Below are 25,486 nucleotides of genomic sequence, written 5' to 3'. Positions count from 1 at the left end.
CCCGGAAGACGTGTCGTGCGCTCTCTGCCGAGACTTCCTCGCAGTTGTATGACCGCAGCGGCGATTCGCGGCACAGTCAATGCAGCCGACGAGCCGACGGCCTGCGCATCCTGCGGGTTTCAGCCGCGCTGGCGCCACACCACGAGGGCTCGTTCCGCACGGCTGGCGGGGACACGCTCACCCGGGCGGAGGGCGGTGATCTGACCGTCCGGACCGGCGGCGAAGACCCGGGCGCCGCGGTCGTCCCGCATCCGCTCGACCTGGTCCATAAGCTCGCCGACACGGGACTGCAACGCGTCGATCTGGTGCTCCAGCTCCAGGATGCGGCGGATGCCGGCGAGCGAAACACCCTCCTCCTGGGAGAGCCGCTGCACCTCCCGCAACAACTCCAGGTCACGCACCGAGTAACGACGACCACCGCCCCGGGCCCGTGACGGAGTCACGATCCCGAGGCGGTCGTACTGACGCAGGGTCTGCGCGTGGATGCCGGCGAGCTTCGCCGCCGCCGAGATTGCGTAGACCGGCGCGTCGTCGGATGTGCTTGCACCCGATCTCGTTGTCATGACGCAGCTTTCGCCGTCATCTCCGCTCGTGGATCGGTGCCTTGCTGGCGGTCGTGCGCGGCCAACTTCTCAACGGCCTCGCGCGTCTCATCGGTGAGCTCTTCCGGGACGACCACCTGGACGGTGGCGATCAGGTCGCCGGTGCCCGACTTGGTCTTGATGCCGCGTCCCTTGACCCGCAGCTTGCGCCCCGACGGGGTGCCCGGCTTGATCTTCACCTTGACGCCCTTGCCGTCCATCGTCGGCACGGTCACCGTGGCACCCAGCGCCGCCTCGGCGAAGGTGACGGGCAGCTCCACCGTCAGGTTGTCACCCTCCCTGCCGTACACCGGGTGCGGCAGCACCGTCACGTGCAACAGCAGGTCGCCCGGCTGGCCACCGTTGGGGCTGGGCTGCCCTTTGCCGCGCAACCGGATTGTCTGACCATCCTTGACACCAGCCGGGATTCGGGTCTTGATGACCTGTCCGTCGGCTGCGCGCAGCTCGACGGTCTCGCCCGCCGCGGCATCTCGGAAGCTCAGCGTCGTGCGTGCCTCGAGGTCGGCGCCCTTGCGGGGGCCGGCGGCATACCCGCCGTAGCCCCCGCCATACGGCGAGCCGTATGACGCGCCGCCCCCGCCGCCGAAGGCGCCGAGAATGTCGTCGAGGTTGATCTGCTCGCCCGCACCTGGTCCGCCGGTCGAGAAGCGGACGTTCTGGCCGCCGCCACCGAACATCGAACCGAAGAGATCCTCAAAGCCGCCACCGGCACCGGCGCCGCCAGGGCCGCCGGCAGTGAATCGGGCACCGCCGCTAACCATCTGACGCAGCTGGTCGTACTCCTGGCGTTTGTCCGGGTCGGACAGCACCGAGTTCGCCTCGCCGATGTCCTTGAACTTCTGCTCCGCGGCTTCGTCGCCAGGGTTCTGGTCGGGGTGCCACTTGCGTGCCAGCTTGCGATAGGCCTTCTTGATGTCGGCCTCGGAGGCGTCCTGAGGGACGCCGAGAATGTTGTAGAAGTCCTTCTCCAGCCAGTCCTGACTAGCCATGCACTCGCTCCTTCATGAAAGTCGTTGATCGAGTGGGGAATTCACGTAAAGCAACTCCCCCACTCGATCAATTCGACTTGGGGCTGCCTCAGGACGGATCCGCGACGGCAACGCGAGCCGGACGGATGATGCGCTCACCCAGCCGGTAGCCCGGCTGCATGACCTGGACGACGGTGGTCCCCTCGGAGCCCTCCGGCACCTCGGCCTCGATGTGCATGAGTGCCTCGTGCTGGGCCGGATCGAAGGCCTCGCCCACCTCACCGAACGGCGTGAGTCCGAGCTTGGTCAGCGCGGACTGCAGCTTGTCGGCGATCTTCTCGAAGGGCGTGCCGTCGAGGTCCCCGTGCTGGCGGGACAAGTAGATGTCGTCGAGCACCGGCAGGATCCCCTCGACCACACGTGCGGTCGCAGCATCCTTGTTGGCTTCGCGGTCCCGATCGACCCGTCGCTTGTAGTTGACGTATTCGGCCTGCAGACGCTGCAGGTCGGCGAGCCGTTCGGCCGCGAGGACGGAGTCCGGGTGCTCACCCTCACCCGCGCCCGGGGCGCCGGCATCGCTGCCGGCCTCCGTGGACTGCGTTGCGTCTGAGGGGGATTCGCGCAACTCACCGTTCTCGTCGATGCGCCGCTTGTCGCGGATCACCGGACCGGTCTGCTCCTCTTCCTCGGGGCGCCGCCCGCCGGGCTCCTCCGCAGAGGAGCCCGGGCGGGGACCCTGGGTCGGGTCGGTCATGATCGGGGCCCCCGCAAAGCATCGGAGCGAGGAACGAGCGGAGAGCTTTGTGGGGTGATCACTTCTTGTCATCCTCGTCGTCGACAACCTCGGCGTCCACGACGTCGTCGTCCCCGGACGAGGCCGACGGGCCCGACGAGTCCGCGCCACCGGCAGCGCCGGCGCCTGCGGCGTCGCCACCCTCGGTGCCACCCTGGGCCTGCTCCTGCGCGTAGAGCGCAGCACCCATCTTCTGGGACGCGTCGTTGACCTTGGTGGTCTTGGCGGAAAGGTCCTCGGCAGAGGTGTTCTCGTCCTTCAAGGCGTCCTTGAGCTCGGTGAGAGCACCCTCGACCTCGCTCTTGGAGTCGGCCGGCACCTTGTCGCCATTGTCTGCGAGGAACTTCTCGGTGGAGTAGACCAACTGCTCGGCGGTGTTACGCGCCTCGGTCTGCTCGCGCCGCTTCTTGTCCTCGGCCGCGTGCTCCTCGGCCTCCTTGACCATCCGGTCGATCTCTTCCTTGGCGAGTGCCGAGCCACCGGAGATCGTCATCGACTGCTCCTTGCTCGTGCCGCGGTCCTTGGCGGACACGTGCACGATGCCGTTGGCGTCGATGTCGAAGGTGACCTCGATCTGCGGCACGCCGCGCGGAGCAGGGGCGATGCCGGACAGCTCGAAGTTGCCGAGCGGCTTGTTGTCCTTGGCGAGCTCGCGCTCACCCTGGAAAACCTGGATCTCCACGGACGGCTGGTTGTCCTCGGCGGTCGAGAACACCTCCGAACGCTTGGTCGGGATCGCGGTGTTGCGCTCGATCAGCTTGGTGAACAGGCCACCCTTGGTCTCGATGCCGAGCGACAGCGGGGTGACGTCGATGAGCAGCACGTCCTTGCGCTCACCGGTCAGCACGCCCGCCTGCAACGCAGCACCGACCGCGACGACCTCGTCCGGGTTGACGCCCTTGTTGGGCTCCTTGCCGGTGAGGTCCTTCACGACCTGGGTGACTGCCGGCATACGGGTTGAACCACCAACCAGGACAACGTGATCGATGTCCTTGATGGTGACACCGGCGTCCTTCATCACCTGCTCGAACGGGCCCTTGGTGCGAGCCAACAGGTCATCGCTGATGTCCTCGAACATGGCCCGGGTGACGGTCTCGTCCAGGTGGACCGGGCCGTTCTCGCCCATCGAGAGATACTGCAGGCTGATGTTGGTCGAGGTCGCGCCCGACAGTTCCTTCTTGGCCTGCTCCGCGGCGTCCTGCAGACGCTGCATGGCGATCTTGTCGTTTGCCAGGTCGATGCCGGTCTTGTTCTTCACCTGCTGGACCAGGTGGTTCACGATCCGCTGGTCCCAGTCGTCACCACCGAGCTTGTTGTCACCGCTGGTCGCCTTGACCTGGATGGTCGAGAAGCCGTCCTCGGCGTCCTTGCCCACCTCAAGGAGAGACACGTCGAAGGTGCCGCCGCCAAGGTCGAAGACGAGGATGAGCTCGTCCTCCTTGCCCTTGTCGAGGCCGTAGGCGAGCGCCGCTGCGGTCGGCTCGTTGATGATGCGCAGCACGTTGAGCCCCGCGATCTCGCCGGCCTCCTTGGTGGCCTGGCGCTCCGCGTCGTCGAAGTATGCCGGGACGGTGATGACCGCGTCGGTCACCGGCTCGCCGAGGTAAGACTCGGCGTCGCGCTTCAGCTTCTGCAGAATGCGCGCCGAGATCTCCTGCGGCGTGTACTCCTTGCCGTCGACGTCCTTCTTCCAGTCGGTGCCCATGTGGCGCTTGACCGAGCGGACGGTGCGGTCGACGTTGGTGACCGCCTGGCGCTTGGCGATGTCGCCCGAGAGGACGTCACCGTTCTTGGCGAACGCCACGACGGACGGCGTAGTGCGGCCGCCCTCTGCGTTGGCGATGATTTCCGGGTCGTTGCCCTCGAGGACTGCGACCGCAGAGTTGGTGGTGCCGAGGTCGATGCCTACCGCACGTCCCATATCGATGTCTCCCTTGGTTCTCGGTTTTCGGTCTTGGTATGTCGGATGCCACTTCGCCGGGACGGTCTCCGTCGCCAGGGGCGAAGGTTGACTGCATCCGACTCAACTCTTGTCTCGGCGGCTTGTCAAACCCTTCGGCAAAAGTTGCGCTTACTAGGCTCAACTTTGGGGTGGGCCGGATCATTCCCGGCTCGGCGGACAATTTGTTCGGATCCGGTGTCTGTGATGTCCAGGGAGGTTGTCTCGACTCCCGCCGGTGAGTCGCGCTGACAGGTGAAGGCCTCCGGCTGTGAAGTGGAGCTGTCTAGTTCACCGCTTCACAGACCAGGAGGCCTGCATGTCCCACGTTAACGCGACCCTGACCTCACGCACTCGTTTGCGCCTCGCGCGGCTGATCGTCGACGACAGGTGGACCTACGCCGCGGCAGCGAAGATGTTCATGGTCGCGTCGAAGACCGCGAAGAAGTGAGCCGACCGCTACCGGTCCGAAGGGCCAGCCGGAATGGTCGACCGCAGTTCGCGGCCACGGCGCTGCCCAAACAAGACCCCTGAGCACGTGAAGCGCCAGATTGTGCGGCTGCGGTGGCGCAAGCGCCTGGGCCCGGTCCAGATCGCCGGCCGCACCGGCGTGCCGGCCTCGACGGTTCACGCTGTGCTGACCCGGTGCCGGATCAACCGCCTCTGCAGCATCGACCGCGTCACCGGCGAACCGCTGCGGCGTTACGAGCATCCCACCCCGGGTCCTTGATCCACGTCGATGTCACCAAGTTCGGCAACATCCCTGACGGCGGCGGCTGGCGCTACGTCGACAAGCAGCAGGGCGACAAAAACAAGGCCACCACCGCATTGCGCACCGGGCGTACCACCACAGGCCACCCCAACATCGGCACAGCCTTCGTACACACCGTGATCGACGACCACTCCCGCGTCGCCTACGCCGAGATCCAGCGTGCCGAGAAGAAAGAAACCGCGATCTTCGACAATCACCATCGAGCCCACTCCGCAATCGCAGGACGCTCACCCATCAGCCGACTGACCAACGTGCCTGGACATCACAGTTAGTTGACCGGATTACGCCCCTGCTGATGGCGCGACTACCGGCGCCTCGGAGCGGTGCCCAGTCCCATCCGAAGGAATCTGTCACGGGCCCTACGGAAAACTGGTCGTTTGATCCCACCCGGGAGTGCGCGGTACGCGGTCCATGCGAGACAAGTAGCCGCGCATATCGCAGCGCTGACACCGTTAGAGACAACGCTGAACGCCGCACAGACGACTAGCAGGTCGATACCGTACGACACGTTGAGCATCAGACCCACCGGTACAGGTCCGGCTGGGGAGGCGATCATGGCCCCCATCGTCAACGGTGGGCGGTACGTTCTGCGCACGATTGCCGCGGTTGCTGCAAGGCCGACTGCGATACCGACGTCCGCCTTTGTGCCGCCACCCACTGCGCTTAGTAGGCCGGTCCCGACGGCGGCCACTGCCGGTACGGCCAGCAGCGCAACGGTAATTTTTGTCGGATGCTGGGGAAACACTCGCCACAGTGCACTGGACCCAAGCCAGGTGCGCAACTTTGATCCTGCTGTGGACGCGACGACGTATGTGACCGCCGCGCAGCAGAACGCACCCATACTGGGGCCGAATATTGAGCCAACAACCCATACTCCCGGCACTAGCGCCAGCCGCGATGCCACAACGGTCCAACGCCGGACGCATCCGGTGAGGTCGCGGACAACGAAGCCGAGCAGAGTGGGCCCGACGTTCGCTCGCATGGCGAAGGACGCGTGCTGCCGCAACAGCTGTCGGTCGGAGCGGATGGTCAGAAGTTCCGCATCGAGCATGATCGCTGACCCGGAGACCGCCGCCGACAGGTCTCCACCTGGAATAAGGCGCGACACTGGAATGCGACGCAACCAGTTGCGTGTTTGGGTCAGCGACCACCCATAGATCAGCAGGACGATCACGCCCACGGTGGCGACGATGACAGTCCCTGGAGGCGGCAACTCAAGCCCTGTGCGGCGTCTGATTCCGATCGTCGCGAGGACGCAAGCCGCTACCAGCAGAGCACCGGCGAGGTTTCGGGTGCGCCCGGGCGTCAGCCAGCGCTGCTGGCCGAACAACGCTAACTGATGGAGTGCTAGCCCTGCCGCTGCTCCGACCAGTGGGGCCAAAATCCCAGCGGTGAGCGTTACTCCCGTGGGCATCGCGGCTATGAGCACGACGACGCCCCCCAACGCGCCGAGCGCCGCACAGATCGTGCTGGTCAACCAGAAGTTCCGGCGTAGCACCCGAGCCCGGTCAATAGGGGTTGGGAGGACCCACCGGACATAATCACGCCCGGCGAACGCGGGACCGAGCGCACGACATAACTGCAGTATCCCGGCCATCCACGCGACAGTCAGCATCCACGGAAACCAACCGGCAACGGGGACCAGAACGTCTGCCTTCAGCGCGAACCCTCGCGCTACCGACGAGACCAACATCGCGCCGATGACCAGTACGCCAACGGCGACGATATAGGTGTCGCCCGAGGCGGGATCTTGCTGGGAGCGGGCTTCTCGGTCGGCCTGGCCGCTCTTCAGAGCGTCGACCCCGTTCACCTCCCAGTCACTGAAACCGGGATCACTCGTGCTCCGCTCGCCTGCTGAAGTTCTGGATCGTGGCTTGCCATTAACACGCTGCGATCAGCTTCAGCGCATACGCGTAAGTACCGCCCGAGCCACTCACGCCCTTCCCCGTCGAGACGCTGTTCCGGCTCATCTAGAATCAGCACGTCCCAGGGACGGACAAGGGCTTGGGCAAGCCCGAATCGGCGGGTCTGGCCTGAACTCAATGTGCCCGGCAGCCGGTCCGCCAGCTGAATTAGTCCAAGGTCGAGCAGAGCCGCTTCAACCGCTTTGTCTTCTACACCATGCGCTTGAGCGAACATGATCAGATGTTCACGCACGGTCATGTCGGAGAACCACGCCCAGTCATCGAGCAGCGCGCAGACACGACGGCGCGTCTCGGGGTCTCGCTCATCAAGGGTCTGGCCATCAAGTGAGATGTCGCCCGAGTCGCGATCTTCTGCACCGACGATGCAACGCAAAGTCGTCGTCTTGCCTGCGCCGTTCATGCCCGTGAGCGCCACAACCTCACCGGCGTCAACTCTCAGTGACAGGTCTTCGACGATGAGCACGCCGCCGAACGACTTATACAGGTGATTAACGATCAACATGCGACTCCTCACCATCGGAGCCGGGAAACGCACTCAATTCGTTTGCGGCGTTGATGGCAGCGAACAGCGCAGGAAGGTTGAACCCCGTACGGGCTTCGTATCTCCCGGACGACGTCCTCATCGCGGGTCCAGTGTCGGCGAACACGATGTTCCCTCGCTTCCGGAGGCCACTCAACTTCTCTTCAATGAGGAGGTTCGAACCGGGAAAAGCGCTGGCGATTCCAATGGGTTTGTCTGTCATTTGCAGCGCCATCATCGCAGGCGTGTCACACACGCCGTTCGCCAATCTCATTGCCGAGTTCAGAGTTGCGGGGAACACGCCAAAGCATTCTGACATCTGCTCGAAATGACGATACCCGCGCACAAAAACGGGGTCGGCCCAGTCGTCACGCGCAAGCGCTCCCGTAGTGAGTTGGCGGATAGCTTCGAGTGTCACGAACCGTTCGGCAGAACGAGTGACAACGACATTGGCCTGAACGCCAACGGTGTGGTCATTGCTGGCGTTTCATCCCCTGTCACGTAACCTTCATCAACCTGGGCGAAAAGGTCATTGGTAATCTCTTCCAGATTCATGACTGCGCAAACCTCCATTTGCGTCGATTTTTTGTGTGCCAATTTGGCGCTGTCACGGTAATTCGTTCGGCTGTCGAATTCAAGAAGGAATTGATGAGTCGCTAAGCCCCAAACGGCTGGTCGAACGTGATAGTGTTCGGCCGCTGCAGCGAACCAGCGCCTCTGCAAAGTCGCGTTTCGCAGATGGCAGTAGGTTGGCGACGTAATCTCTGCGCCTGGCACGATGCCGGAGCGCGGCGCGCAGATGATCGGATCCAGCAGGCGGCATCGATGCTGGCCGAGACCCGTCCGAAGGTGAGTTCATGACCTGCCGGCCGGTCGAGTCCGAGCCGGTCGGCACCTTGGCGCCCCGGCCGCGGCACGAGCCCATTCGCCAATCGCGACGGACGAACGCCTCACTGGTCAGCGGATGCCGCACTCCTCGCAGGTCACCTGGGTCGGGGACCCGGTTCAGCGGCTCTCAACGATGCCGCACTGTGCATTGGGGCGGCCGAGACACGGCCAGTTGGGAGAATACGACGGAATACATGGACTGTTCGCTTGGACAAGATCCATGGATTTGGCAAATGCCGGAGCCGCATACGACAGTTCCGCCGGGGAACCTACAGAGCGGCCCACCGGGGGACACCGGCTGCGTTGTCGGCCCCGTGGGGTTCAGACAGGTGCGCAGCGGTCGCTCAGCACCACCGGTCTAGCGGGTTCAGACGGATCCTCAGTCCCGCGCCGTTACGCCACATGATGCCGGCACGAGACCGCGGCCGCAGCCGTGCTTCGGTACGCATGGCGTCGCGGAAGGTGTCGCCGAACCTGTCGCGCGGATGACGGGCGTGGATCGTCCGAAGATTGTCGGCCGGCAACTGATCGGCCCTGGATCCGACAACGTCGCAGTGCGCGCCGGCGTGGAGGAGAAACGCGACCGCTCGGCTGGGCGGGACCCGCGCATCCATGTGGTGGATGATCGCGTCGACGACCACCGTACGGTCAAGGTCGTCGACTCCCCAGGCTGCGAGCCGGTGTTCGGCGACCGCACTCCCGTGGACCGCGAAGCAGCCGACAGTGGCAGGGAAGGGGTGTGCCGCGGTGAGTCCGACGTCGTGGAGCAGGCAGGCCAGGTACAGCTGCTCGGGGTCGTAGACAAGCTGATCGAGCTGGGCGAATAGGTCGCCGAGGTACCAGCACCGCATGCAGTGCTCAAGAAGCGGCGACGGGTATACCTCCCGCGCAAACTCCATCGCGGCCCGAGCGAGCGCACTGTCCGGCGGCGTCCTCATCTGGAGCGCCGGCGCCTCGCGGTTCGGACCCGGCAAGGCTCTGAGCAAGCCGGGGAGGTCGGCCAGCTGGGACAGTGCCAGCTGCCGCAGGAAGCCGAGGCGCCGCCCGAAAGTCGAGTCACCCGTGCATGATTCGAGTGACGCGCCTTCGCAAGCACTCATCGAACCAGGTCCGGCGCGACACGAAGGCCCCGCCATACTTCCATGGCGGTGCGCTGACCTGCGCGGATCGCGCCGTTCATCGAGCCGAAGGTGGTATCCGCGGTCTCGCTGCCTGCCCAGTGGATCGGGCCGACAGGCTCTCGCAGGTGCGGACCGAGCGTCGTCCAGCCCCCAGGCGGCATCATCCCGAAGTAGCCACCGCCCGCCCACTCATCGTCGTTCCAGATCTTCTCGTGAAAGTCGATCGGCTCGCCCGCCGCGCTCCCGAAGAGCCGCACCATGGATGCGATGACCTCCTGGCGCCGTTGCTGCGGCTCCAGCAGAGCGTAGGCACGTGCGTTGTCACCGGCGATGAACCCGACGAGAACACCGAGGTCCGAGCCGTCGGGCGCGTTGTCGAACGTGCAGGTCAACAGGCCGTCGTCACTGGCGGCCTGCCCCGACAGCGCATCGTCCCGCCAGAACGGCCGCGGATACACCGCGACGACCTTGGCGATCGAGCCCATCGTCATACGTTGGGCGAGCTGGGCCGGGGCGGCGGGTAACGCTGGCGAGAACGCCATCCGTCCCGCCATGACCGGGCTGGTCGCGACGATGAGGCGCTCGGCCTCGATCTGCCGATCGTCGGTCTCCACCCGCGCCGGCCGAAAGTCGCCGACTGCTGCGGGGCCGTAGTCGATCCGACGCACCGCCTGGTTGAGCATGATGCGGTCGCCCAATTGATCGGCCATCGCCTGCGCCAATCGCTGCGACCCGCCGGCAATCCGTTCCTCCTGCGCCCCGTGACGCGTGGACATCGTTGCGAGAAAACCGGATTCGGACGCCGCACGGGTCAGGACGTGCAGGAGGGAAGCCTCTTCCGGCTCGGCCGCCATCACCGACCGGCACCAGATGGTGAGAATCGAACGCACGAACCGGGTCCGGGTATGACGTGCCATCCACGAGGCGAGAGTTTGACCGTCCCAATGTGCCGCGTGCGCTGCGGTCCACGGCCGAGCGGGATCGACCTTGCTCGTCATCCGTTCCAACCGAGCCATCGCCACGGCCAGATCAAGCATCGAGATCGGGTCGGCGATGGGGATCTTGCCCCGGTAGGGACGTGGCCTGCCACGACGCCACAAGATCCGGCGCCCGTCGTCGAAGGTCGGGTAGGTGGCTATCCCGTGCTCCCGGGCGATCGCGACGAGTGCGTCGTGTCCTGGTCCGATCCACTGGCCGCCCAACTCGACCGCACTGCCGTCGGGCAGTGCCACATTGAGCACCCGACCGCCGACCCGGTCGCGCGATTCGAGGACGAGTACGTCGATGCCGCGCCGGACGAGCTCACGCGCGGCCGCCAATCCCGAGAAACCGGCGCCGACCACCACGACCTGGGTCCGCATCGAGTTGCCCATCACTTCACTCCCATCAGGCGGCGCCGAGCGAAGGTCAGCGCCGTCACGGGCTGGGACGCCGCGAGCCCGAGCAGAACGGCCGGCGAGGTCTCCGAACGCGGGTTGAGGAATCCGGTCAGCAACTGATCCTCGACGAGTCCGGCGGAGTTGAACGTCCAGATCTCGGTGCCCATGGGACGCGCCCGACCTCTGGTCCGGCCCTGCCAACGATTGACGACTCGGTTCTCGCCGACCGCGACGAGTTCCTTCTCCACCAGCAGTCCGCGATCGCTCATGAACCCGCACAGAAGGCGCCATCGTTGGGCAATCGCGACAAGCCCGCGGTCCTCTGTGGCGAGCCCGTCGATGACGCATCGCCACCGAGCGTCCGAGGCGAAGATGTTGCCGATCGACTCCACGTCGCGTTCGTTGGTCATGCGCTCTGCCTCGGCGACGAAGGCAACCGGATCGGCCGCCGGCGACGATAATTGCGTTGTCATGAATTTAGTTCCCGTCATTGATGATTCACGAGGGTTCAGTTACCGCGAAGTGATCCCGGTAGCGACCAGGAGTCGTGCCGAGCTGACGTGCAAACGCACGATGCAGGATCTCGACACTGCCGAAACCAACTCGCTCCGCGATCACCGGCATCGTGAGCAATGTCGTCGTGAGCAGTCGCTTGGCGGCCTCGACCCGGAGTTGCTGGACATAGGCGCCCGGCGTGATTGCCGTCTCACGGACGAAGGCCCGGGCGAACGTTCGTGTGCTCATCCGGGCGCGTTCGGCGAGCAGCTCGACGGTGACTCGCTGATGGAAGTGGTCGGCCAACCATTGCTGAGTCTCAGCGATCGGACTGCTCCTGGCGCTCTGATGTCGCAGTTGGGTGCTGAACTGTGCTTGCCCTCCCGGGCGCCGGGCGAACACCACGAGCGCACCGGCCACCGCGTGACTCAGTTCGGCCCCGAAGTCCTCCTCCACCATCGCGAGCGCGAGATCGATCCCCGCCGTAACGCCCGCCGATGTCCATCGGTTGCCGTCCTTGGCGAAGATCCGGTCCGCGTCGACCGAGACGTCCGGGTAGGCGCGGGCGAGCCGACCGCCATACGCCCAGTGCGTCGTCGCACAATGACCGTCGAGCAGGCCCGCGGCAGCGAGGGCGAACGCGCCGGTGCACACTGACCCGGTGCGCCTTGCGTGACCGGAAAGGTCCGAAAGGCCCTTCATCGCAACGGTATTCGCGGAGAACGCCTCGACGCCCGGACCCCCAACAACGATCAGCGTGTCGGTCGACGCTCGGAGGTCCGGGTCGGACAGGGCCGCGGCGACGCTGACCTGCACTCCGCTGTCGCTCCGCACCGGCTCGCCGTCGTGCGACGCCGTGACGAGGCGATATCCAGGCTCGGCTCTGAGGCTCGTCGCCATCTGAAAGACGTCGAGTGGCCCGGCGAGATCGAGGAGCACGAAGTCGTCGAATAGAACGAAGGCGACCTGGCGCTCTTCCGTGGCATGGTTCACGCGTTCATGGTCCGTCGACGACCGGGTGGCAGCAATGACCTATTCATGACGATTCGTGCCAATGGTCTACCGAGGAGGAGCCGTATGACGCTCACCATCCGTCGCCGGAGCGAAGGTCCTGAAGTCGTCGCCGCGATGCGTGCCACCGATTTCAGCTCGTCCTGGCCGACTTTTATGCAGCACGACCCTGTCGGCGAGCTCTATGACGGGGAGGTCGACGCAGTCGCCGACTACGCTCTGCTCGCCACCGACGACGGCGAACCGGTTGCCAAGGCATACTCGACGCCGTTTGCGTTCGGGATCGACGGTCGGCCGAGCTGCCCGAGGACGGGTGGACCAAGTGATCCGCTGGCAGCATGAGGATCGAGTACTGGTCGCTGCCGCAATGTCGCGAGTGCGCTCGAGATCGTCGTCCGCCCGGGACTGCAACGCAGCGGCATTGCCTCGGCCCTGGCGAAAACGTTGCGGGAAAACACTTTTCGGCTCGGGCATGGGATTCTGTATGCGCCGCTCCGCCCCTCACAGAAGGCAGCCGAATCGGAAACATCGATGAGCGAGTATGCCTTCCGCACCCGATACCACGGGCTGCCTATCAGTCGTGGTTGCGTATTCATGTGCATGCCGGCGGCCGCATCGTCAAGAAGCGTCCGGTCTCGATGATAATCGCGGAAACTCTTGAAAATTGGCGGAACTGGACCGGCTTATCGTTCGACAGCGACGGTCCGGCGACCGCCGCAAGTGCGCTCACCCCCGGTGCACGTGTCCCAGGCGCAGGGAACGGCTGTGGATGTCGAGCCGAACGTTTGGGTCGAACGCCGACGCTGAAGAGCCAAGGTTACCTGTGCCGTCCGTCGAGGCGGCGAACGACACAGGTCCCCCCAACTGTTTACTCGATCAGTGCCCAACCCACATCGCCATCGGTCGCGCCGGGCACTTGTACTTCACTGGCGCCTGGCGCTCCAGCGGGCATCCACGGACCGACAAACTGCCGGCCGTCGGACAGTTGCACCACGACTCGGTATTGGCCGGTGCCAGCGGTGCATCGGGCCCACGCAGTCGTCTGTAGACCGTATATCCCTTTCGCGCACTGCTCCGGAAATGCCTGTGCGCTCTGCACCGGACCAAGCGCGAGCAGGCCACCGGCAATCATCGTCGCCAGGGTAGCGTGCCGTGCTGATTTGAGTGCCTTCCATTCCCCGGATCCCCCTCGGATCATTGGTTCCCCTTTTGCCCTTCGACCCTCACAAACCGGACGGCCCGAGTCAAGGGGCCATGCGCACATTCGGTCCGCAATCACATGACTCACAGTGTGATTCGAGACGAATCGGGCTGTCAGTCGCCGAAGTGTGATCCTCGATCGCGAAAGTCATTGTGTAGTCGGGAGGTTCGCTGCCAGCCGCATCGTCAAGGTGCGTCCCTTCTCGATGACGATCGCGAACACCACTGACAACTGGCGCAATTGAACCGGCCCTTCCGTTTGGCGACGACGGTCCGGTGCTCGTCCCCGGGGCGCTCAACCCGGTGCACGTCTCACAGGCGCAGGGGATCGCCGTGTATGTCGAACCCAACGTCTGGATCGAGCACCGTCGCCACTGACCAGTGCCCGCCGGTGCGAGTGCGGTGGTGATCCACAGGGACTGTGCACATCACTGCGGGTTGTCGGTGGTCGACTGTATGATGATCACCACGACGAAAACCAATGCGGCGGAAGGAGATTCGAGCCCATGTCTCTCGATTCTGCCGTGTCGCTGCCGGATCGTCCGGAGGTGCCGGACGGGGCATCGCGGGTGCCGGTTGAGCCGGGTCGTGGGCCGGTCGTGCTGGAGAAGCTGCAGGCGGTTGCGGCGTTGCTGGATGAGGTGCCAGGGGTGGTGCATCAGCTCGGCGACGGGCAGTTGGAGTTGTTGACGCAAGTGTTGTTGCGGCTGCACGGGCGGTCGGCTCAGGTTGCTGCGGTGGTCACCGCGGATGCGGTGGACCGGGGGTCGGTCGCGGGCTCGACGGCGGCGAACACCACCCAGTGGGTGTGCCGGCACGCCGCAACCGCCGGGGTGCCGGTTGAACCAGCGGAGGCGAAATCGATCGCGGTGGTGGCGGAGGCGTGCCGGGAACCGGAGAACGCGGTGATCGCGGCCGCGGTGCGGCAGGGGTCGTGCACGGTGTCGACGGCGCGGGCGGCGTTGACTAACGCGGACAAGGTGGCGCCGGTGGTGCCGTTCGCGGACCGGGGTGAGGTGTTGTCGTGGTTCCTGCAACTCGATCCGTCGCTCGGGGTCAAGGGTGTGCAGGCGTTGACCCGGAAGATCCTGGCGACCTTCGCATCGGAGGCGTTGTCGGCGCAGGACGCGAAACTCGAGCAGGTCGAAACCCTGACCTGGGGCACCACGGCCACGGGGATGACGCGGTTGGTGGCCGAGTTGGCGCCGGCGAATGCGGCGGTGGTGAAGGCCGCGATCGCCGCCGGCTCCGCACCCCGACCCGCCAGCCCGGGCGAGACCGACGGGTCCACTCCCGCCGAACCGGGCGACACGACCGGTGCGGCCGAGCCCGGCGGGAGCGACACCAGCACGACCGTGCGGGATGACCGCACCCCAGGCAAACGCCGCGCCGACGCGTTGATCGAATTGGTGACCGCGGGCGCGAGAGTCGCCGCCGGCGAGGCGGCACCCGTCGGGTCCGCGGCCACGATCCTGCTGACGATGAACCTCAAGTCGTTGACCGAAGGGATCGGCGGGGCAACCACCCCCGCGGGTGACGTCCTCGACGCGGGAGCGGCCCGGCGGGCCGCGTGTGACGCGGACCTGATCCCCGCAGTGCTCGGCGGACCCAGTCAACCGTTGGATGTGGGTAGGCGAGAACGCTTGGTGACCAAGGGGTTACGCGCGGCCGTGCTCATACGCGACGGCGGGTGCACCTTCCCCGGCTGCGACCGGCCACCCGGTTTCTGCGAAGTCCACCACGTGATCCCGTGGTGGGCCGGCGGCGAAACCAGCATCACCAACTCAGCGATGCTCTGCTGCCGACATCACCAGGAAGTCCACCGCCGAGGGTTCACCGCACGAGTGCGCGCCGACGGTGTGATCTGGGACCTCACCGACGGCCGCATGCCAGGCCACGCACACTCGGCGGCCTGATCCCAGCCATGATCCTGATCGCAACCGCGGTGCTCGTCCGCAATGAGCGTGTGCTCATGACACACCGTCATCCGGCGCGTGAGGCCTACCCGGACCGGTGGGCGCTCCCCGGCGGACACGTCGAACCCGGCGAATCCTCCCGCGACGCGGTCGTCCGGGAATGCCTGGAAGAGTTGGGCATTCACGTTCACGATCCTCGTCCGGTGCCGCTGACGGTGCACGCACCGCAACTGACGACAGACGGCTTCGTGGTCACCCGATGGGACGGTGAGCCAGCCAACCTGGCGCCCGACGAGCACGACGACCTGCGCTGGTGCCGGCGGGACGAGCTCGCCAACCTGCAGCTCGCACACCCGGAGTCCTTGCTCGACATCATCGCTGCCATCGACCTGACATCCGGGCGCACGGGCGGGCTGGGCTCCGCCTAGAGCGACAACGGGTACGCAACGTTTCCGCGCGTCGCCACGTCGGAACCGGCAGTATGCGACCAAGCGACGCAAGGAGGGGCGGTGCAAGGGCTCTACGCACTGAAGCCGTGGTACAGCAGGCGCTTGGGACGGGTCGTGCAATTCGCCGTTGACCGAGACCTCTCGCCTGATGTCTTCACGCTGCTCGGCGTCGCCGGCGCCGTGCTCGCCGCGATCTGCATCGCGATGGGCTGGTGGCTGCCCGCGCTGCTGATGCTCGCCGCACGCCTCGGCGGAGCCAATCTCGACGGCGCGGTCGCGCGCGCTCGAGGTGTCAGCCGGCCATGGGGCTTCGTGCTCAACGAGATCGGCGACCGCGTCTCGGATCTCATCGTCTTCGCCGGGCTCTTCGCGCTGGCCGCCCGCACCGACGGTGCCACCAGCTGGTCCGCGCTGCTCACTGTGACCGCCGCCGTCGCCGCGACCTTGCCCACGACTGCCTCCCTGGCCGGCGCCGGCGCCGGCGCCGGTGCGACGCGGCGCAACGGCGGGCCGTTCGGCAAGACCGAGCGGTGCCTGGCCATGGTGGTCGCCACCGCGTTCCCAGCACTGATCGGCTGGGTGTGCGGCGTCATCATCGTCGGTTCGCTACTCACCGCGACGCTCCGACTGCTCGGCGCACACCGGGAGCTGACGGAGCGGGTGACCGGGTGAACAACTGGCTGGTGGACACCTACCTGCGGGTGCTGCAGCTGGACCGCCGCTCGATGCGACTCGACGTCGACATGTGGTTCGTGCACCTGCACATCACCGGCCGAGGAGTGTTCTTCTTCTGGGTGACGCTCAGCATTTTGGCCGTCGCCGGGGTGGCCGTCTTCGCCTCTCGCAAAAGGGAATTGGTCACCAAGTGGGTGACCTGGGTGCTGATCCTGCCCGTAGTGGGCATCCCGATCTGGATCGGCAAGGGGCCTACGGCGGTGCTCTGCGCGGCGCTGGCGCTGATCGCCGTGCGGGAGTACGTCCGGCTCGTGCAGCTACCCCGAACGGACAGCGCCATCCTCTACGTGCTGGCGGTCGCCTACCCACTCTCCGCATGGTTGCGACCGGGTCTGCTGCACCTGGTGCCACTGATCGTGCTGTTGTGCGCCCTGCCATCGGTGCTAACCGGGGATCTGGAGCATGGCATCCGGCGGGCCGCATTCACCGGATTCGGCTCAATCTGGATCTGCTGGTCGCTCGCCAGCATGGTCCTCATCTGGCGTGACGCCTTCCTGGTCTGCTTCGCCGCCGCAGCGACCGACGTCGCAGCCTGGTGCGGTGGCAAGGGATTTCGCCGCTTCGCCTGGGCGCGTCGTCCGCTCTCCCCGCTCAGCCCCAACAAGACCGTCGGCGGGCTTGCGGGCGCCGTCATCGGCGCGTTCATCGTGCTGACTCTGCTCGGCACCATCACACCGGGCCTACTACTCGCAGTCGCAATCGGTGGCGTGCTGGGCGACCTGTTGGAGTCGATGTTCAAGCGGCAGGCCGGGGTGAAGGACGCCGGGGAATGGTTGCCCGGGTTCGGCGGTCTGCTGGACCGCATCGACTCTCTCCTGCTCGTCCTGCCCCTGGCCGCCGTCGCACTCGCCTAGCCCACCCGAGGAGTCAGTCATGTCATCGATCACAAGCGTCCTGCGGCGCCAGCTGTGGCGAGCCGTCTGCTCAATGGCTGGCGGGTTGACGACGAGCGGTGCGCCACAACGGTATTCGGGTGGACAGGTCATCGTCGCCAATCACGCCTCGCACGCCGATACTGCTGCGCTACTGGCCGCGGTGCCGGCCGCCAACCGCCTGCTGTTCGCGGCTGCCGCCGACTACTGGTTCGACGTCTGGTGGCGGCGCGCACTGATGTCAGGTCTGGCCGGTGGCCTGCCCGTACGACGGGACGGCGGCAGCGGTTACGCCGCTCTGCTCGACGCCGCGCGTGGACCGTTGGCGGACGGCCGCACGGTGGTGATCTACCCGGAGGGCACCCGCAGCACCGACGGGTCGGTCGGCCGCTTTCATTCCGGAGCGGTGCGACTGGCGCGAGACTGCGGGGTGCCGATCGTCCCGGTGGCACTGCTCGGCACCGGCGACGTGCTCGCCAAGCACGGGCGATTCCGCACGACCCCGATGGAAGTTCGATTCGGCCCACGGCTGGACGCGTCGACCGCCGATGCCGACCAGCTTCGCCAGGCTGTGATCGGCCTTCTGGGGCAAGGCCCGGTGGCGCAGTCCACCTCACCCGCTCAGCGCGCCGTTGCGCGTCTCATCGACGGAAACCGCGCAATTGCAGTCGGATTGGCGTGGGGATTTGCTGAGGCGATCAGTTGGCCGATCATGGCCGAGATGGCGTTGGTCTTCTTCGGCGTCGCCGATGCGCGCCGCATTCCGGTCCTCGCGGCGTCGACCGCCGCGGGCTCGGTGTGCGGAGTGGCGGTCACTGCCGCACTCGCCCGGCGCGGGATCCTGCCACCCGCGCCGCTGACGACCCCGAGGATGCGTGCGGCCGCGCGCGACCACCTGCGTGGCGGCGCGGCTGGCATCTGGCACCAGGCGCTCGGTGGGGTGCCGGTCAAGGTCTACGCGCGTGCGGCCGGCGAACTCCGGCTACCGACAACGCGATTCGTCGCGGCCACCGCAGCCGAGCGCTCCGCCCGTATGGCGGGGTGCGCCGCGGTCATCATGCTGCTCGAGCGTCCAGCGCGCCCCGTCATACGTCGGTTCTACGGGACGTACCTCGGCGTCACTGGCGTCGTCTTCGCCGGCACACTACGCAAGATCGTTCGCTATTGGGACTGAGCTGGGCTCGCTCGTCGGCGACCAGCACATCGCGCGCGCCCTGCAGATAGTTCTTGAGGACATCCTTCGGCGCAGTCACCACGGGCTCAGTGCTCGCCCTTGATCACGAAGTAGGAGCCGCGGATGGTCCCGGCCAGCTTCGACTTCTGCCGGGCGAACTTGAAGGCGCTCAGCTCCTCGGGCACCTCCATGCCATCGGACAGCTTGAAGCCCACGGCGCGCTTGCCGCCGTCGGCGAGTGTGTACATCACGTTGATCGACAGACCGCTCTCGTAGAAGAGGTAGGCCATCCGGATGCCGTCGACCTCGAACTCGGTCGCTTCCAGCACCGGCGAGGCGATGACGATGTCCCGTTCATCCTCGAGGATGCCGCTCACCCAGTCGATGGTCGGCTGGGCGTCGGCGGCCGGCTCGACGGTGAAGGTGTGGTCGTACTTGTTCTTGAAGTAGCGCGCCTCGTTGGCGCGCAGGCCGGCAAGCGCCTCGGCGACCGGCGAGGACTCCAGGCCGACGGTCGAGACGGTGTGGAAGTCAACGGCATACGACATGACGGTCAGGCTAGCGGCCCGTCATCGCCGGAAGAGGTCGCCGCTGGACTCGCCGATCTCCCGCTTGCGACGGAAGTAGTCGTTGATGACCGTGCGGTAGAGGTCGGCGTCGCTGCGGGCCCAGTTGCGCATCAGCTCGCAGCCGAGCGCGAGCGAGGTGATCGGGTGCGCGCCGGCCTGGACCATGCGAGTGATCGCCGACTCGTGGGTGACCGACGAGACGCCGCCGACCGCGTCGATGACCGGGTAGATCTCGTAGCCCTCCTCGAGCATGTCGAGGGTCGGGAACGCCAGGCAGACCTCGGTCCAGAGGCCGGCCATGATGATCTTCTTGCGGCCGGTGGCTTCGATGGCGGCCCGGAAATCGGCGTCCTCCCAGGAGTTCACGCCGGTGCGGTCGATCTGGTCGACGCCGGGGAGCTCGTTCATCAGCTCGGGCACCGTCGGCTGGTTGACGCCCATGTCGACCGCGACCGTAGTCACCACGGTCGGCACCTGGTAGGCGTGCGCGAGTTTGGCCAGGGTGATCGCACCGAGGTTGATCTCGTCGCGGGTGGCCGAACCAACGGTGGCGTACTGCCCCGGCTGAAAGTCGATCAGCACGATCGCACTGTTCTGTGGCGTCAGCAGGTGGTCGGTCTGCGGGTCGCGGATCGGCTCGGGTGCGGTCTTGGACATCGTCATCTCCTGCCAATCCTGGCGACACTGTGACTGGGGCGGGTGTCGCAGAGCCTAGCCGCCGGCGGGCTCGTCGGTCCCGAGAAAAGGATCGGGCACAGGTGTCGTATCCGGCACCATGCGTTCGTGGAGTTGATGTACGGCGGCCAACCCGGCCGCGAGAGGGCTTGGAGAGGAGACGAGATGCCGCAGTACCTGATCGCATTCAACGACGAGTGGGTGGGCGAACACACCCTGGAGGAACTGCGCGCCAAGAGCACGGCCGCACTACAGGTCGTCGACGAGATGAAAAAGGCCGGTGTCTTCGTCTTCAGCGACGGCGGCATCGGCGCGGAGACCGCGCTGTTCAACGTGTCGGCACGGGACGGCAAGCCGGTCTTCAGCGACGGCCCGTTCGTGGAGACCAAGGAGCACCTCGGCGGCTTCTGCGTTATCAAGGTCGACGACGACGCTGCCGCTCGCGACTGGGCCGGCCGGCTCGCGGTCGCCCTGGACTGGCCGCAGGAAGTGCATCGCTTCCCCGGTCGAGAAGAAATCCTGCAACTCAACGAAGGTGAGTGACATGCCCCGCTACATGATGTCGGTCTTCGGACCGACCGAACGCACCGAGTTCGGCGACTACGGCTCCAAGGAGGAGATGCTGCAGGCATTCGCCGACACTGGTGCCTTCAACGAAAAACTCGAAAAGGCAGGCAAATTCGTCTTTGGCGACGGACTCGCCGAAGCTACGACAGCTACTGTCGTCGACGGGCGGGCCGACCAACCGGTGCTCACCGACGGCCCCTACCTGGAGTCGAAGGAGCACCTCGGCGGGTTCTGGGTGATCGAGGCCGTCGACCTTGACGAGGCGCTCGCCCTGGCTGCCGAGGCGTCACGGGCGTGCCGCGGCAAGGTCGAGGTACGACCGTTCCAGACCGCCGAAGACTTCCAGGGTCTGTTGGATTCGTGACCTCGGCCGACGAGGCGATCGCTCGCGCACACCAGGACGAGTGGGCGCGGGTGGTCGCCGGCTTGGCGCGACGCTTCGGCGATCTCGATATCGCCGAGGAAGCCGCCGCGGAGGCATTCGCGACAGCTGTAGAGCGGTGGCCCGCTGACGGCATACCGCCGAACCCCGGCGGCTGGCTGACCACCACTGCGACGCGCAAGGCCATCGACCGGTTACGCCGAGAATCCCACCGCGACACCAAACACCAGGCCGCTCAGATGCTGTATGACGATTCGGTTCCGGAGCCGACCGGCCCCGTAGAGGACGACCGGCTTCGGCTGATCTTCACCTGCTGCCACCCGGCGCTGGCCATGGACGCCCGTGTCGCGCTCACTCTGCGGTTGCTCGGCGGCCTGACCGTCGCGCAGATCGCCCACGCCTTCCTCGTGCCGGAAACCACTATGGCGAGGCGGATTACGAGGGCCAAGAAGAAGATCAAGTCGGCCCATGTGCCCTATCGAGTGCCTAGCGCCGACGACGTTCAGACCCGCCTCGCCGGTGTCCTCGCCGTACTCTTCCTGGTCTTCAACGAGGGCTACCTGAGCAGCACCGGCGAGGCCACCGTGCGGGCAGACCTGAGCGACGAAGCCATTCGACTCACCCGGCTGCTGCGGTCCCTACTCCCGGACGACGGAGAGGTCTGCGGACTGCTCGCGCTGATGGTGCTGACCGACGCCCGCCGGACGGCACGCGTCTCGGCGACCGGCGAGCTCGTCACTCTCCAAGAACAGGACCGGCGGCTGTGGGACTGGGTGATGATCAAGGAGGGTCATGCGCTGGTGCGGGAGCGGATCGCGGCCGTCGCGGCGGGCGCGGAGCCACCTGGTCGTTATCAGCTGCTCTCCGCCATCAATGCCGTGCACACCGATGCGGCAGTCGCAACCGAGACGGACTGGGAGCAGATCGTCACGCTCTACGATCGGATGACGCGGGTCGACCCGTCACCGATTGTCCGGCTCAATCGTGCAGTCGCCGTCGCAGAAATCGACGGTGCGACTGCTGGACTGGCCGAAATCGATGCGTGGGCAGCGGAACTCGACGGTTACCACGCTTTCCATGCCGCGCGAGCGGACCTACTGCGACGGGTCGGCGAGGTCGGCGCGGCGCGCGCGGCATACGACCGGGCGATCGCGCTCGCCGGGAATCCGGCCGAGCGCGCCTACCTGAGCAGGCGCCGAGACGAACTCGGTCACTGATCCGGCGACCGACCAGGCATCGTCAGTCCGCCGATTCGCCGCGGTTGGTCCGTGCTTCTTTCATCAGCTCGATGTGGCGCGCGTGCAACTTGTCCGCCCGATCCTTGAGGGTCGGCACGCTATTACGCCAGGGCGAGCCCGGCACTCGAGCCGACTTCGGTGCTTGAACCTCGGCTGGTTGCAACGGTTTTCCGCTGATCTCGGCGATGCGGTCGGCGGACCCTGCTGGGAAGCCGGTGTTGACGATGCTGCCATCGGTCAGGAGCAACTTGGTCGTGTCGTCGTACCGGCCAGGGGTGAGGACCCGCTCCACGTCGGCCCAGCTGCGGCGCCGCCATGCGTCGACCGGTCGCCAGAAGGTGGGCGTGATCGCGGCCCGCACGACGCCGACACTGGCGACGAACCCGAGGGTGAACATGATCAGTGCGTTCACGATCTCGCCGAAGTCACGCACCGCGATCGCGCGCCCGACCACGAGGATCCCGATCGCGATGCACAACCAGGCAAACCGGCGCGCCCGCCGGGAGCGCCAAGGCAGGAACGAAAGTGACGTGCCGTCGTCAGAGACTTCGGGGAACACACCGGCATTGTGCTGCAGACCGTGCCCATTCGGTGCAGGTAGGCGATAGTGGTTGAATGCTCCGTCTGCCAGGTCGTGACCACCAACACGCGCCCGCGGCCGCGGCACGACCACGTCACGTCGGTCTGATCATGGACGGCAACCGTCGCTGGGCGCGCATGGCCGGTATGGCGAGTCCGAGCATCGGCCATCGCGTGGGCGCCGAACACCTCGGAGACCTGCTCGGATGGCTGCAGGCACGCGACATCGACCACGCGAGTGTCTACGTGTTGTCCGCGAACAACATCCGCAAACGAACAGGTGAGGAGCTCGACTACCTCTTCACCTTGATCGAAACCGTGGTGCCGCAGAAGGTTCGCGCATCCGGCCATTGGCAACTGCACATCGCCGGCGACCTCGGCCTACTTCCCGCGGCGTCCCGGGCCGCGCTCGACGCGGCTGTCGCCGAGACGGTGCATCGCCCTGGGCACCTCACGCTCGCCATCGGCTACGACCCGCAGCAGGAGATCGTCGACGCGGTACGCCGACTGCTCCCCCGCGGGAACCTCTCAGCCGATGACCTGACCGACGCAATCACCGCGTCGCTGCCAGGCGGTCCGATCAAGGACATCGACCTGGTGATCCGCACCAGTGGCGAGCGGCGCATCTCGGGCTTTTTCCCGTGGCAGAGCGGACGTGCCGAGATCCATTTCAGCGACAAGATGTGGCCCGCGTTCACCGAGCACGACCTCGATCTGGCGCTCGCCGACTACGCCCGACGGCAGCGCCGAGGGTCACCAGCGGCTCTATAGCCGGCTCACCCTCGTCATACGGGACGGGAAGGTGGAGCACGCGTTCTATCCGGTGTTCCCGCCGAACACCCATGCGGAGCAAGTGGTTTCGTGGCTGCGGGACAACACAGCTCTCGGCAGCGGCGCGTAGCCCCGGCTCGAGTAGGCAGCACTCCGCGGCTGACCGGGCTCCCCGGAAGTCATCGGTGCCTCTGCAACTGACCGGACTCCCACATGCGGGCCGCAATCTCCACCCGGTTCCGCACGCCGAGCCGGGCCTGGATGCTGGTCAGATGTGACTTGACGGTGCCGAGTGCGATCACCAGGTCGGCGGCGATCTCGGTATTGGTCCGGCCGCGCGCGACCAGTCGTGCAACGTCCAGCTCACGCTCGGTGAGATCGTCGACGCCGGGCACGTTGCGGACCTCGCCACCAGCGCGAGTGCGCTGCAGCAGCCGGACGGTCAGCTCCGGACTGATCAGCGCATCCCCGCTCGCCGCTGCCTTGATTGCTGCCACCAGCAGCGCGGGGCCCGAATCCTTCAACAGGAAGCCCGAAGCCCCGTATTCCAGTGCCGTGTCGACATATTCGTCATGATCGAAGGTGGTCACGATGACGACCTTGGTCAGCTCGCTGACCTGCCGCGTGACGGCAAGACCATCGAGCTTCGGCATCCGTATGTCGAGCAGAGCCACGTCCGGACGCAGTTGCCGGATTGCCTCCAGCGCCGCAAGGCCGTCTCCGCACTGCCCGACCACCTCGATGCCATCGGCCGCCTCGAGGATCAGCGCAAAGCCCATGCGCACCATCTCCTGGTCGTCGGCCAGGACGACGCGAATCGTCATCTCCTGTCACCCCCGATCGGCACCGTCGCCTCGACCACCCATTCTCCGTCGCGTCGTCCGGCGGACAGCGTGCCACCGACGACGGCCAACCGCTCACGCAACCCGGCAAGGCCGTAACCGCTGCCCTGGCCAATCCCGCGAACACCGGTGCCGTCGTTACTGATTCGCAACAGCGCTTCGTCCGGTGACAACGCTGTGAGGATCACCCGCACCCGCGTAGCAGCGCCCGCGTGCCGACGAATGTTGGTCAACGCCTCCGCGAGCACTCGCTGCAGCGCAGCGTCCACCTGCGCGGACAGAGCCACTTCGGCAAGGTCCACCTCCACCGGTGTCTGTGTCGTTGCAATGAAATCCGAGGCGAGGGATCGCAGGCCGGAGGTCCCGTGGCCGGTCGGACGCAGGTCCAGCGGCGCGGCGGGCTCGGTCCGCAACGTCTGCACCATCCCCCGGATCTGTTCCATGGCCTGCTGTCCGGACTCCTCGATGCGGGCCAGGGCCTGGCGCACGACTGGCTGGTCGGTGACCGATTGAGTAGCCTGCGCCAACACCACGATGCCGGTCACTTCGTGCGCGACGAGATCGTGCAATTCCCTTGCCATATCGGTGCGTTCGCGCAGCATCACCTCACGGCGCACATCCTCCGCATGCTGTCGCGACGCGCGCACCTGTAGGCCAATGCCCACAGCCGTCGCCATCGCAGTCGCCATACCCAGGGCGAGCAACACGCTCAAGTCCGGCACACCGAGCGGGCTGAGAATGCCTGCCGCGGCGATGATTCCGACATACACGAAGGCGACGCGGCTGCGCGCGACCGATGCCAGACAACCGGCAAGCACCACGAGCGACCAGCCGATCGACAGCAACCAGGACCCGCCCTGGGCCGCGACCACTTCCAGCACAAGGCCGGCAGTGGCCGCGCCAACGCCGGCCAAGGCGGGCACCGCGGCACCCCGCGCCACCCGGTCGGCAAGCCAGCCGACGGCGAATGCCAGCACGACCCCGCAGAGCGTAGCGGCACCCGGACTCGCGATCAGGTCGGCCAACGCGCACAGCACGAGCGGCGCACCGATAAGTACACGCAACGACCAGGGCATGTCAGGAGGGTATGACGAACGCGGCCGC

At 66.3% G+C, this 25,486-nt stretch carries 27 protein-coding genes and 1 pseudogene; 12 read left to right on the top strand and 16 right to left on the bottom strand.

All coding sequences use genetic code 11. The annotated features are described in order from the left end of the window. Nucleotides 1-119: 119 nt before the first annotated feature. The 4 genes from N2M23_RS10890 to dnaK form a co-directional block, all read right to left on the bottom strand. Nucleotides 120-563 (bottom strand): heat shock protein transcriptional repressor HspR, encoded by a 444-nt coding sequence (locus tag N2M23_RS10890; RefSeq protein ID WP_265445477.1) that lies wholly within the window; start codon nt 561-563, stop codon nt 120-122. After that, entirely contained in the window at nt 560-1,591 is a 1,032-nt protein-coding gene (locus N2M23_RS10885; RefSeq protein WP_265445475.1) for a DnaJ C-terminal domain-containing protein, read from the bottom strand. Before N2M23_RS10885 ends, N2M23_RS10890 begins: the two co-directional genes overlap by 4 nt. Nucleotides 1,592-1,679: 88 nt before the next feature. Further along, nucleotides 1,680-2,324, bottom strand: a complete 645-nt coding sequence (locus N2M23_RS10880; RefSeq protein ID WP_265445474.1) for a nucleotide exchange factor GrpE — start codon at nt 2,322-2,324, stop codon at nt 1,680-1,682. A gap of 58 nt (nt 2,325-2,382) precedes the next feature. After that, entirely contained in the window at nt 2,383-4,284 is a 1,902-nt protein-coding gene (gene dnaK / locus N2M23_RS10875; protein ID WP_265445473.1) for a molecular chaperone DnaK, read from the bottom strand. 337 nt (nt 4,285-4,621) lie between these two features. On the opposite strand from dnaK, the pseudogene N2M23_RS10870 reads away from it, so the two are divergent. Further along, a pseudogene (locus N2M23_RS10870) lies at nt 4,622-5,259 on the top strand (leucine zipper domain-containing protein); the annotation flags it as partial. A 119-nt stretch (nt 5,260-5,378) separates the two neighbouring features. Here the strand turns inward: N2M23_RS10870 and N2M23_RS21135 are convergent. The 4 genes from N2M23_RS21135 to N2M23_RS10855 all read right to left on the bottom strand — a co-directional run bounded on the left by N2M23_RS21135 (nt 5,379) and on the right by N2M23_RS10855 (nt 8,074). Then, the gene (locus N2M23_RS21135) at nt 5,379-6,689 is read right to left on the bottom strand and encodes a DUF6297 family protein (RefSeq protein WP_425270236.1); all 1,311 of its coding nucleotides are present in this window, start codon (nt 6,687-6,689) and stop codon (nt 5,379-5,381) included. A gap of 191 nt (nt 6,690-6,880) precedes the next feature. Further along, a complete protein-coding gene (locus tag N2M23_RS10865; RefSeq protein ID WP_265445471.1) occupies nt 6,881-7,501 on the bottom strand; it encodes an ABC transporter ATP-binding protein in 621 nt (206 codons plus the stop codon). Continuing rightward, nucleotides 7,488-7,937, bottom strand: coding sequence for a hypothetical protein (locus N2M23_RS10860; protein WP_265445470.1), 450 nt, complete (start codon nt 7,935-7,937; stop codon nt 7,488-7,490). The genes N2M23_RS10865 and N2M23_RS10860 overlap by 14 nt, the downstream gene beginning before the upstream one ends. Continuing rightward, entirely contained in the window at nt 7,934-8,074 is a 141-nt protein-coding gene (locus N2M23_RS10855) for a hypothetical protein (protein WP_265445468.1), read from the bottom strand. The genes N2M23_RS10860 and N2M23_RS10855 overlap by 4 nt, the downstream gene beginning before the upstream one ends. Nucleotides 8,075-8,901: 827 nt before the next feature. Here N2M23_RS10855 and N2M23_RS10850 point away from each other — a divergent pair. Then, on the top strand, nt 8,902-9,234 hold the full coding sequence (locus tag N2M23_RS10850; RefSeq protein ID WP_265445466.1) for a hypothetical protein: 333 nt from the start codon (nt 8,902-8,904) through the stop codon (nt 9,232-9,234). 269 nt (nt 9,235-9,503) lie between these two features. On the opposite strand, the gene N2M23_RS10845 is transcribed toward N2M23_RS10850, so the two are convergent. Genes N2M23_RS10845 through N2M23_RS20980 form a run of 3 tightly spaced genes read right to left on the bottom strand, consistent with a single transcriptional unit; the run spans nt 9,504 to nt 12,395 of the window. Continuing rightward, nucleotides 9,504-10,901, bottom strand: coding sequence for a flavin monoamine oxidase family protein (locus N2M23_RS10845; protein ID WP_279672145.1), 1,398 nt, complete (start codon nt 10,899-10,901; stop codon nt 9,504-9,506). Beyond that, the gene (locus N2M23_RS10840) at nt 10,901-11,380 is read right to left on the bottom strand and encodes a DUF1348 family protein (protein WP_265445464.1); all 480 of its coding nucleotides are present in this window, start codon (nt 11,378-11,380) and stop codon (nt 10,901-10,903) included. Before N2M23_RS10840 ends, N2M23_RS10845 begins: the two co-directional genes overlap by 1 nt. Before the next feature lie 25 nt (nt 11,381-11,405). After that, a complete protein-coding gene (locus N2M23_RS20980) occupies nt 11,406-12,395 on the bottom strand; it encodes a GlxA family transcriptional regulator (RefSeq protein ID WP_265445462.1) in 990 nt (329 codons plus the stop codon). An 84-nt stretch (nt 12,396-12,479) separates the two neighbouring features. Between N2M23_RS20980 and N2M23_RS10830 the strand changes: the two genes are divergently transcribed. From N2M23_RS10830 to N2M23_RS10805, 6 genes are all read left to right on the top strand, one after another. Further along, complete coding sequence (locus N2M23_RS10830; protein WP_265445461.1) at nt 12,480-12,755, top strand: hypothetical protein; 276 nt, start codon at nt 12,480-12,482, stop codon at nt 12,753-12,755. Nucleotides 12,756-14,119: 1,364 nt separating this feature from the next. Beyond that, complete coding sequence (locus N2M23_RS10825; protein WP_265445459.1) at nt 14,120-15,529, top strand: HNH endonuclease signature motif containing protein; 1,410 nt, start codon at nt 14,120-14,122, stop codon at nt 15,527-15,529. An 8-nt stretch (nt 15,530-15,537) separates the two neighbouring features. Beyond that, the gene (locus N2M23_RS10820) at nt 15,538-15,957 is read left to right on the top strand and encodes an NUDIX domain-containing protein (protein ID WP_265445458.1); all 420 of its coding nucleotides are present in this window, start codon (nt 15,538-15,540) and stop codon (nt 15,955-15,957) included. A gap of 81 nt (nt 15,958-16,038) precedes the next feature. After that, nucleotides 16,039-16,650 carry a CDP-alcohol phosphatidyltransferase family protein gene (locus N2M23_RS10815; RefSeq protein ID WP_265445456.1) on the top strand — a complete coding sequence of 204 codons (612 nt, stop codon included), beginning with the start codon at nt 16,039-16,041 and terminating at the stop codon, nt 16,648-16,650. Then, entirely contained in the window at nt 16,647-17,567 is a 921-nt protein-coding gene (locus N2M23_RS10810; RefSeq protein ID WP_265445454.1) for a phosphatidate cytidylyltransferase, read from the top strand. The genes N2M23_RS10815 and N2M23_RS10810 overlap by 4 nt, the downstream gene beginning before the upstream one ends. A gap of 19 nt (nt 17,568-17,586) precedes the next feature. Further along, nucleotides 17,587-18,759, top strand: coding sequence for a lysophospholipid acyltransferase family protein (locus N2M23_RS10805; protein WP_265445452.1), 1,173 nt, complete (start codon nt 17,587-17,589; stop codon nt 18,757-18,759). A gap of 86 nt (nt 18,760-18,845) precedes the next feature. Here N2M23_RS10805 and N2M23_RS10800 read toward each other — a convergent pair whose 3' ends face one another. Together N2M23_RS10800 and N2M23_RS10795 are read right to left on the bottom strand one after the other, a co-directional pair. Beyond that, on the bottom strand, nt 18,846-19,307 hold the full coding sequence (locus tag N2M23_RS10800; RefSeq protein WP_265445450.1) for a phage tail protein: 462 nt from the start codon (nt 19,305-19,307) through the stop codon (nt 18,846-18,848). A gap of 21 nt (nt 19,308-19,328) precedes the next feature. After that, the gene (locus N2M23_RS10795) at nt 19,329-19,985 is read right to left on the bottom strand and encodes an isochorismatase family protein (protein ID WP_265445449.1); all 657 of its coding nucleotides are present in this window, start codon (nt 19,983-19,985) and stop codon (nt 19,329-19,331) included. A gap of 183 nt (nt 19,986-20,168) precedes the next feature. Between N2M23_RS10795 and N2M23_RS10790 the strand changes: the two genes are divergently transcribed. The 3 genes from N2M23_RS10790 to N2M23_RS10780 are packed head-to-tail and all read left to right on the top strand — an operon-like array spanning nt 20,169 to nt 22,169. Beyond that, nucleotides 20,169-20,546 (top strand): YciI family protein, encoded by a 378-nt coding sequence (locus N2M23_RS10790; RefSeq protein WP_265445448.1) that lies wholly within the window; start codon nt 20,169-20,171, stop codon nt 20,544-20,546. A gap of 1 nt (nt 20,547) precedes the next feature. Then, nucleotides 20,548-20,934 (top strand): YciI family protein, encoded by a 387-nt coding sequence (locus N2M23_RS10785; RefSeq protein WP_265445446.1) that lies wholly within the window; start codon nt 20,548-20,550, stop codon nt 20,932-20,934. Further along, a complete protein-coding gene (locus N2M23_RS10780) occupies nt 20,931-22,169 on the top strand; it encodes an RNA polymerase sigma factor (RefSeq protein ID WP_265445444.1) in 1,239 nt (412 codons plus the stop codon). Before N2M23_RS10785 ends, N2M23_RS10780 begins: the two co-directional genes overlap by 4 nt. A 22-nt stretch (nt 22,170-22,191) precedes the next feature. Here N2M23_RS10780 and N2M23_RS10775 read toward each other — a convergent pair whose 3' ends face one another. Then, on the bottom strand, nt 22,192-22,749 hold the full coding sequence (locus N2M23_RS10775) for a hypothetical protein (RefSeq protein ID WP_265445442.1): 558 nt from the start codon (nt 22,747-22,749) through the stop codon (nt 22,192-22,194). A 56-nt stretch (nt 22,750-22,805) separates the two neighbouring features. Between N2M23_RS10775 and uppS the strand changes: the two genes are divergently transcribed. Beyond that, nucleotides 22,806-23,540, top strand: coding sequence for a polyprenyl diphosphate synthase (gene uppS / locus N2M23_RS10770; protein WP_265445440.1), 735 nt, complete (start codon nt 22,806-22,808; stop codon nt 23,538-23,540). Between the two features lie 179 nt (nt 23,541-23,719). Here the strand turns inward: uppS and N2M23_RS10765 are convergent, their stop codons facing one another. Continuing rightward, nucleotides 23,720-24,364: a response regulator gene (locus N2M23_RS10765; RefSeq protein WP_265445438.1), complete on the bottom strand. Its 645-nt coding sequence runs from the start codon at nt 24,362-24,364 to the stop codon at nt 23,720-23,722. Beyond that, on the bottom strand, nt 24,361-25,458 hold the full coding sequence (locus tag N2M23_RS10760) for a sensor histidine kinase (protein WP_265445436.1): 1,098 nt from the start codon (nt 25,456-25,458) through the stop codon (nt 24,361-24,363). The genes N2M23_RS10765 and N2M23_RS10760 overlap by 4 nt, the downstream gene beginning before the upstream one ends. Between the last annotated feature and the right edge of the window lie 28 nt (nt 25,459-25,486).

The organism is Flexivirga meconopsidis (assembly GCF_026162425.1).
Lineage (GTDB): Bacteria > Actinomycetota > Actinomycetes > Actinomycetales > Dermatophilaceae > Flexivirga > Flexivirga meconopsidis.
Note: the sequence above shows the minus strand (reverse complement) of the source record. Positions and strands in the feature narration are given on the sequence as shown.

Bases quoted from the DNA above. Each gene is read 5' to 3' on its own strand.
- N2M23_RS10885 (WP_265445475.1), bottom strand. From the start codon at position 1,591: ATGGCTAGTCAGGACTGGCTGGAGAAGGACTTCTACAACATTCTCGGC.
- N2M23_RS10890 (WP_265445477.1), bottom strand. From the start codon at position 563: ATGACAACGAGATCGGGTGCAAGCACATCCGACGACGCGCCGGTCTAC.
- N2M23_RS10800 (WP_265445450.1), bottom strand. From the start codon at position 19,307: ATGTCGTATGCCGTTGACTTCCACACCGTCTCGACCGTCGGCCTGGAG.
- N2M23_RS10825 (WP_265445459.1), top strand. From the start codon at position 14,120: ATGTCTCTCGATTCTGCCGTGTCGCTGCCGGATCGTCCGGAGGTGCCG.
- uppS (WP_265445440.1), top strand. From the start codon at position 22,806: ATGCTCCGTCTGCCAGGTCGTGACCACCAACACGCGCCCGCGGCCGCG.
- N2M23_RS10790 (WP_265445448.1), top strand. From the start codon at position 20,169: ATGCCGCAGTACCTGATCGCATTCAACGACGAGTGGGTGGGCGAACAC.
- N2M23_RS10880 (WP_265445474.1), bottom strand. From the start codon at position 2,324: ATGACCGACCCGACCCAGGGTCCCCGCCCGGGCTCCTCTGCGGAGGAG.
- N2M23_RS10840 (WP_265445464.1), bottom strand. From the start codon at position 11,380: ATGACAACGCAATTATCGTCGCCGGCGGCCGATCCGGTTGCCTTCGTC.
- dnaK (WP_265445473.1), bottom strand. From the start codon at position 4,284: ATGGGACGTGCGGTAGGCATCGACCTCGGCACCACCAACTCTGCGGTC.
- N2M23_RS10785 (WP_265445446.1), top strand. From the start codon at position 20,548: ATGCCCCGCTACATGATGTCGGTCTTCGGACCGACCGAACGCACCGAG.
- N2M23_RS10865 (WP_265445471.1), bottom strand. From the start codon at position 7,501: ATGTTGATCGTTAATCACCTGTATAAGTCGTTCGGCGGCGTGCTCATC.
- N2M23_RS10765 (WP_265445438.1), bottom strand. From the start codon at position 24,364: ATGACGATTCGCGTCGTCCTGGCCGACGACCAGGAGATGGTGCGCATG.
- N2M23_RS10855 (WP_265445468.1), bottom strand. From the start codon at position 8,074: ATGAATCTGGAAGAGATTACCAATGACCTTTTCGCCCAGGTTGATGAA.
- N2M23_RS10830 (WP_265445461.1), top strand. From the start codon at position 12,480: ATGACGCTCACCATCCGTCGCCGGAGCGAAGGTCCTGAAGTCGTCGCC.
- N2M23_RS10805 (WP_265445452.1), top strand. From the start codon at position 17,587: ATGTCATCGATCACAAGCGTCCTGCGGCGCCAGCTGTGGCGAGCCGTC.
- N2M23_RS10760 (WP_265445436.1), bottom strand. From the start codon at position 25,458: ATGCCCTGGTCGTTGCGTGTACTTATCGGTGCGCCGCTCGTGCTGTGC.
- N2M23_RS21135 (WP_425270236.1), bottom strand. From the start codon at position 6,689: ATGCTGACTGTCGCGTGGATGGCCGGGATACTGCAGTTATGTCGTGCG.
- N2M23_RS10845 (WP_279672145.1), bottom strand. From the start codon at position 10,901: ATGGGCAACTCGATGCGGACCCAGGTCGTGGTGGTCGGCGCCGGTTTC.
- N2M23_RS10795 (WP_265445449.1), bottom strand. From the start codon at position 19,985: ATGTCCAAGACCGCACCCGAGCCGATCCGCGACCCGCAGACCGACCAC.
- N2M23_RS10820 (WP_265445458.1), top strand. From the start codon at position 15,538: ATGATCCTGATCGCAACCGCGGTGCTCGTCCGCAATGAGCGTGTGCTC.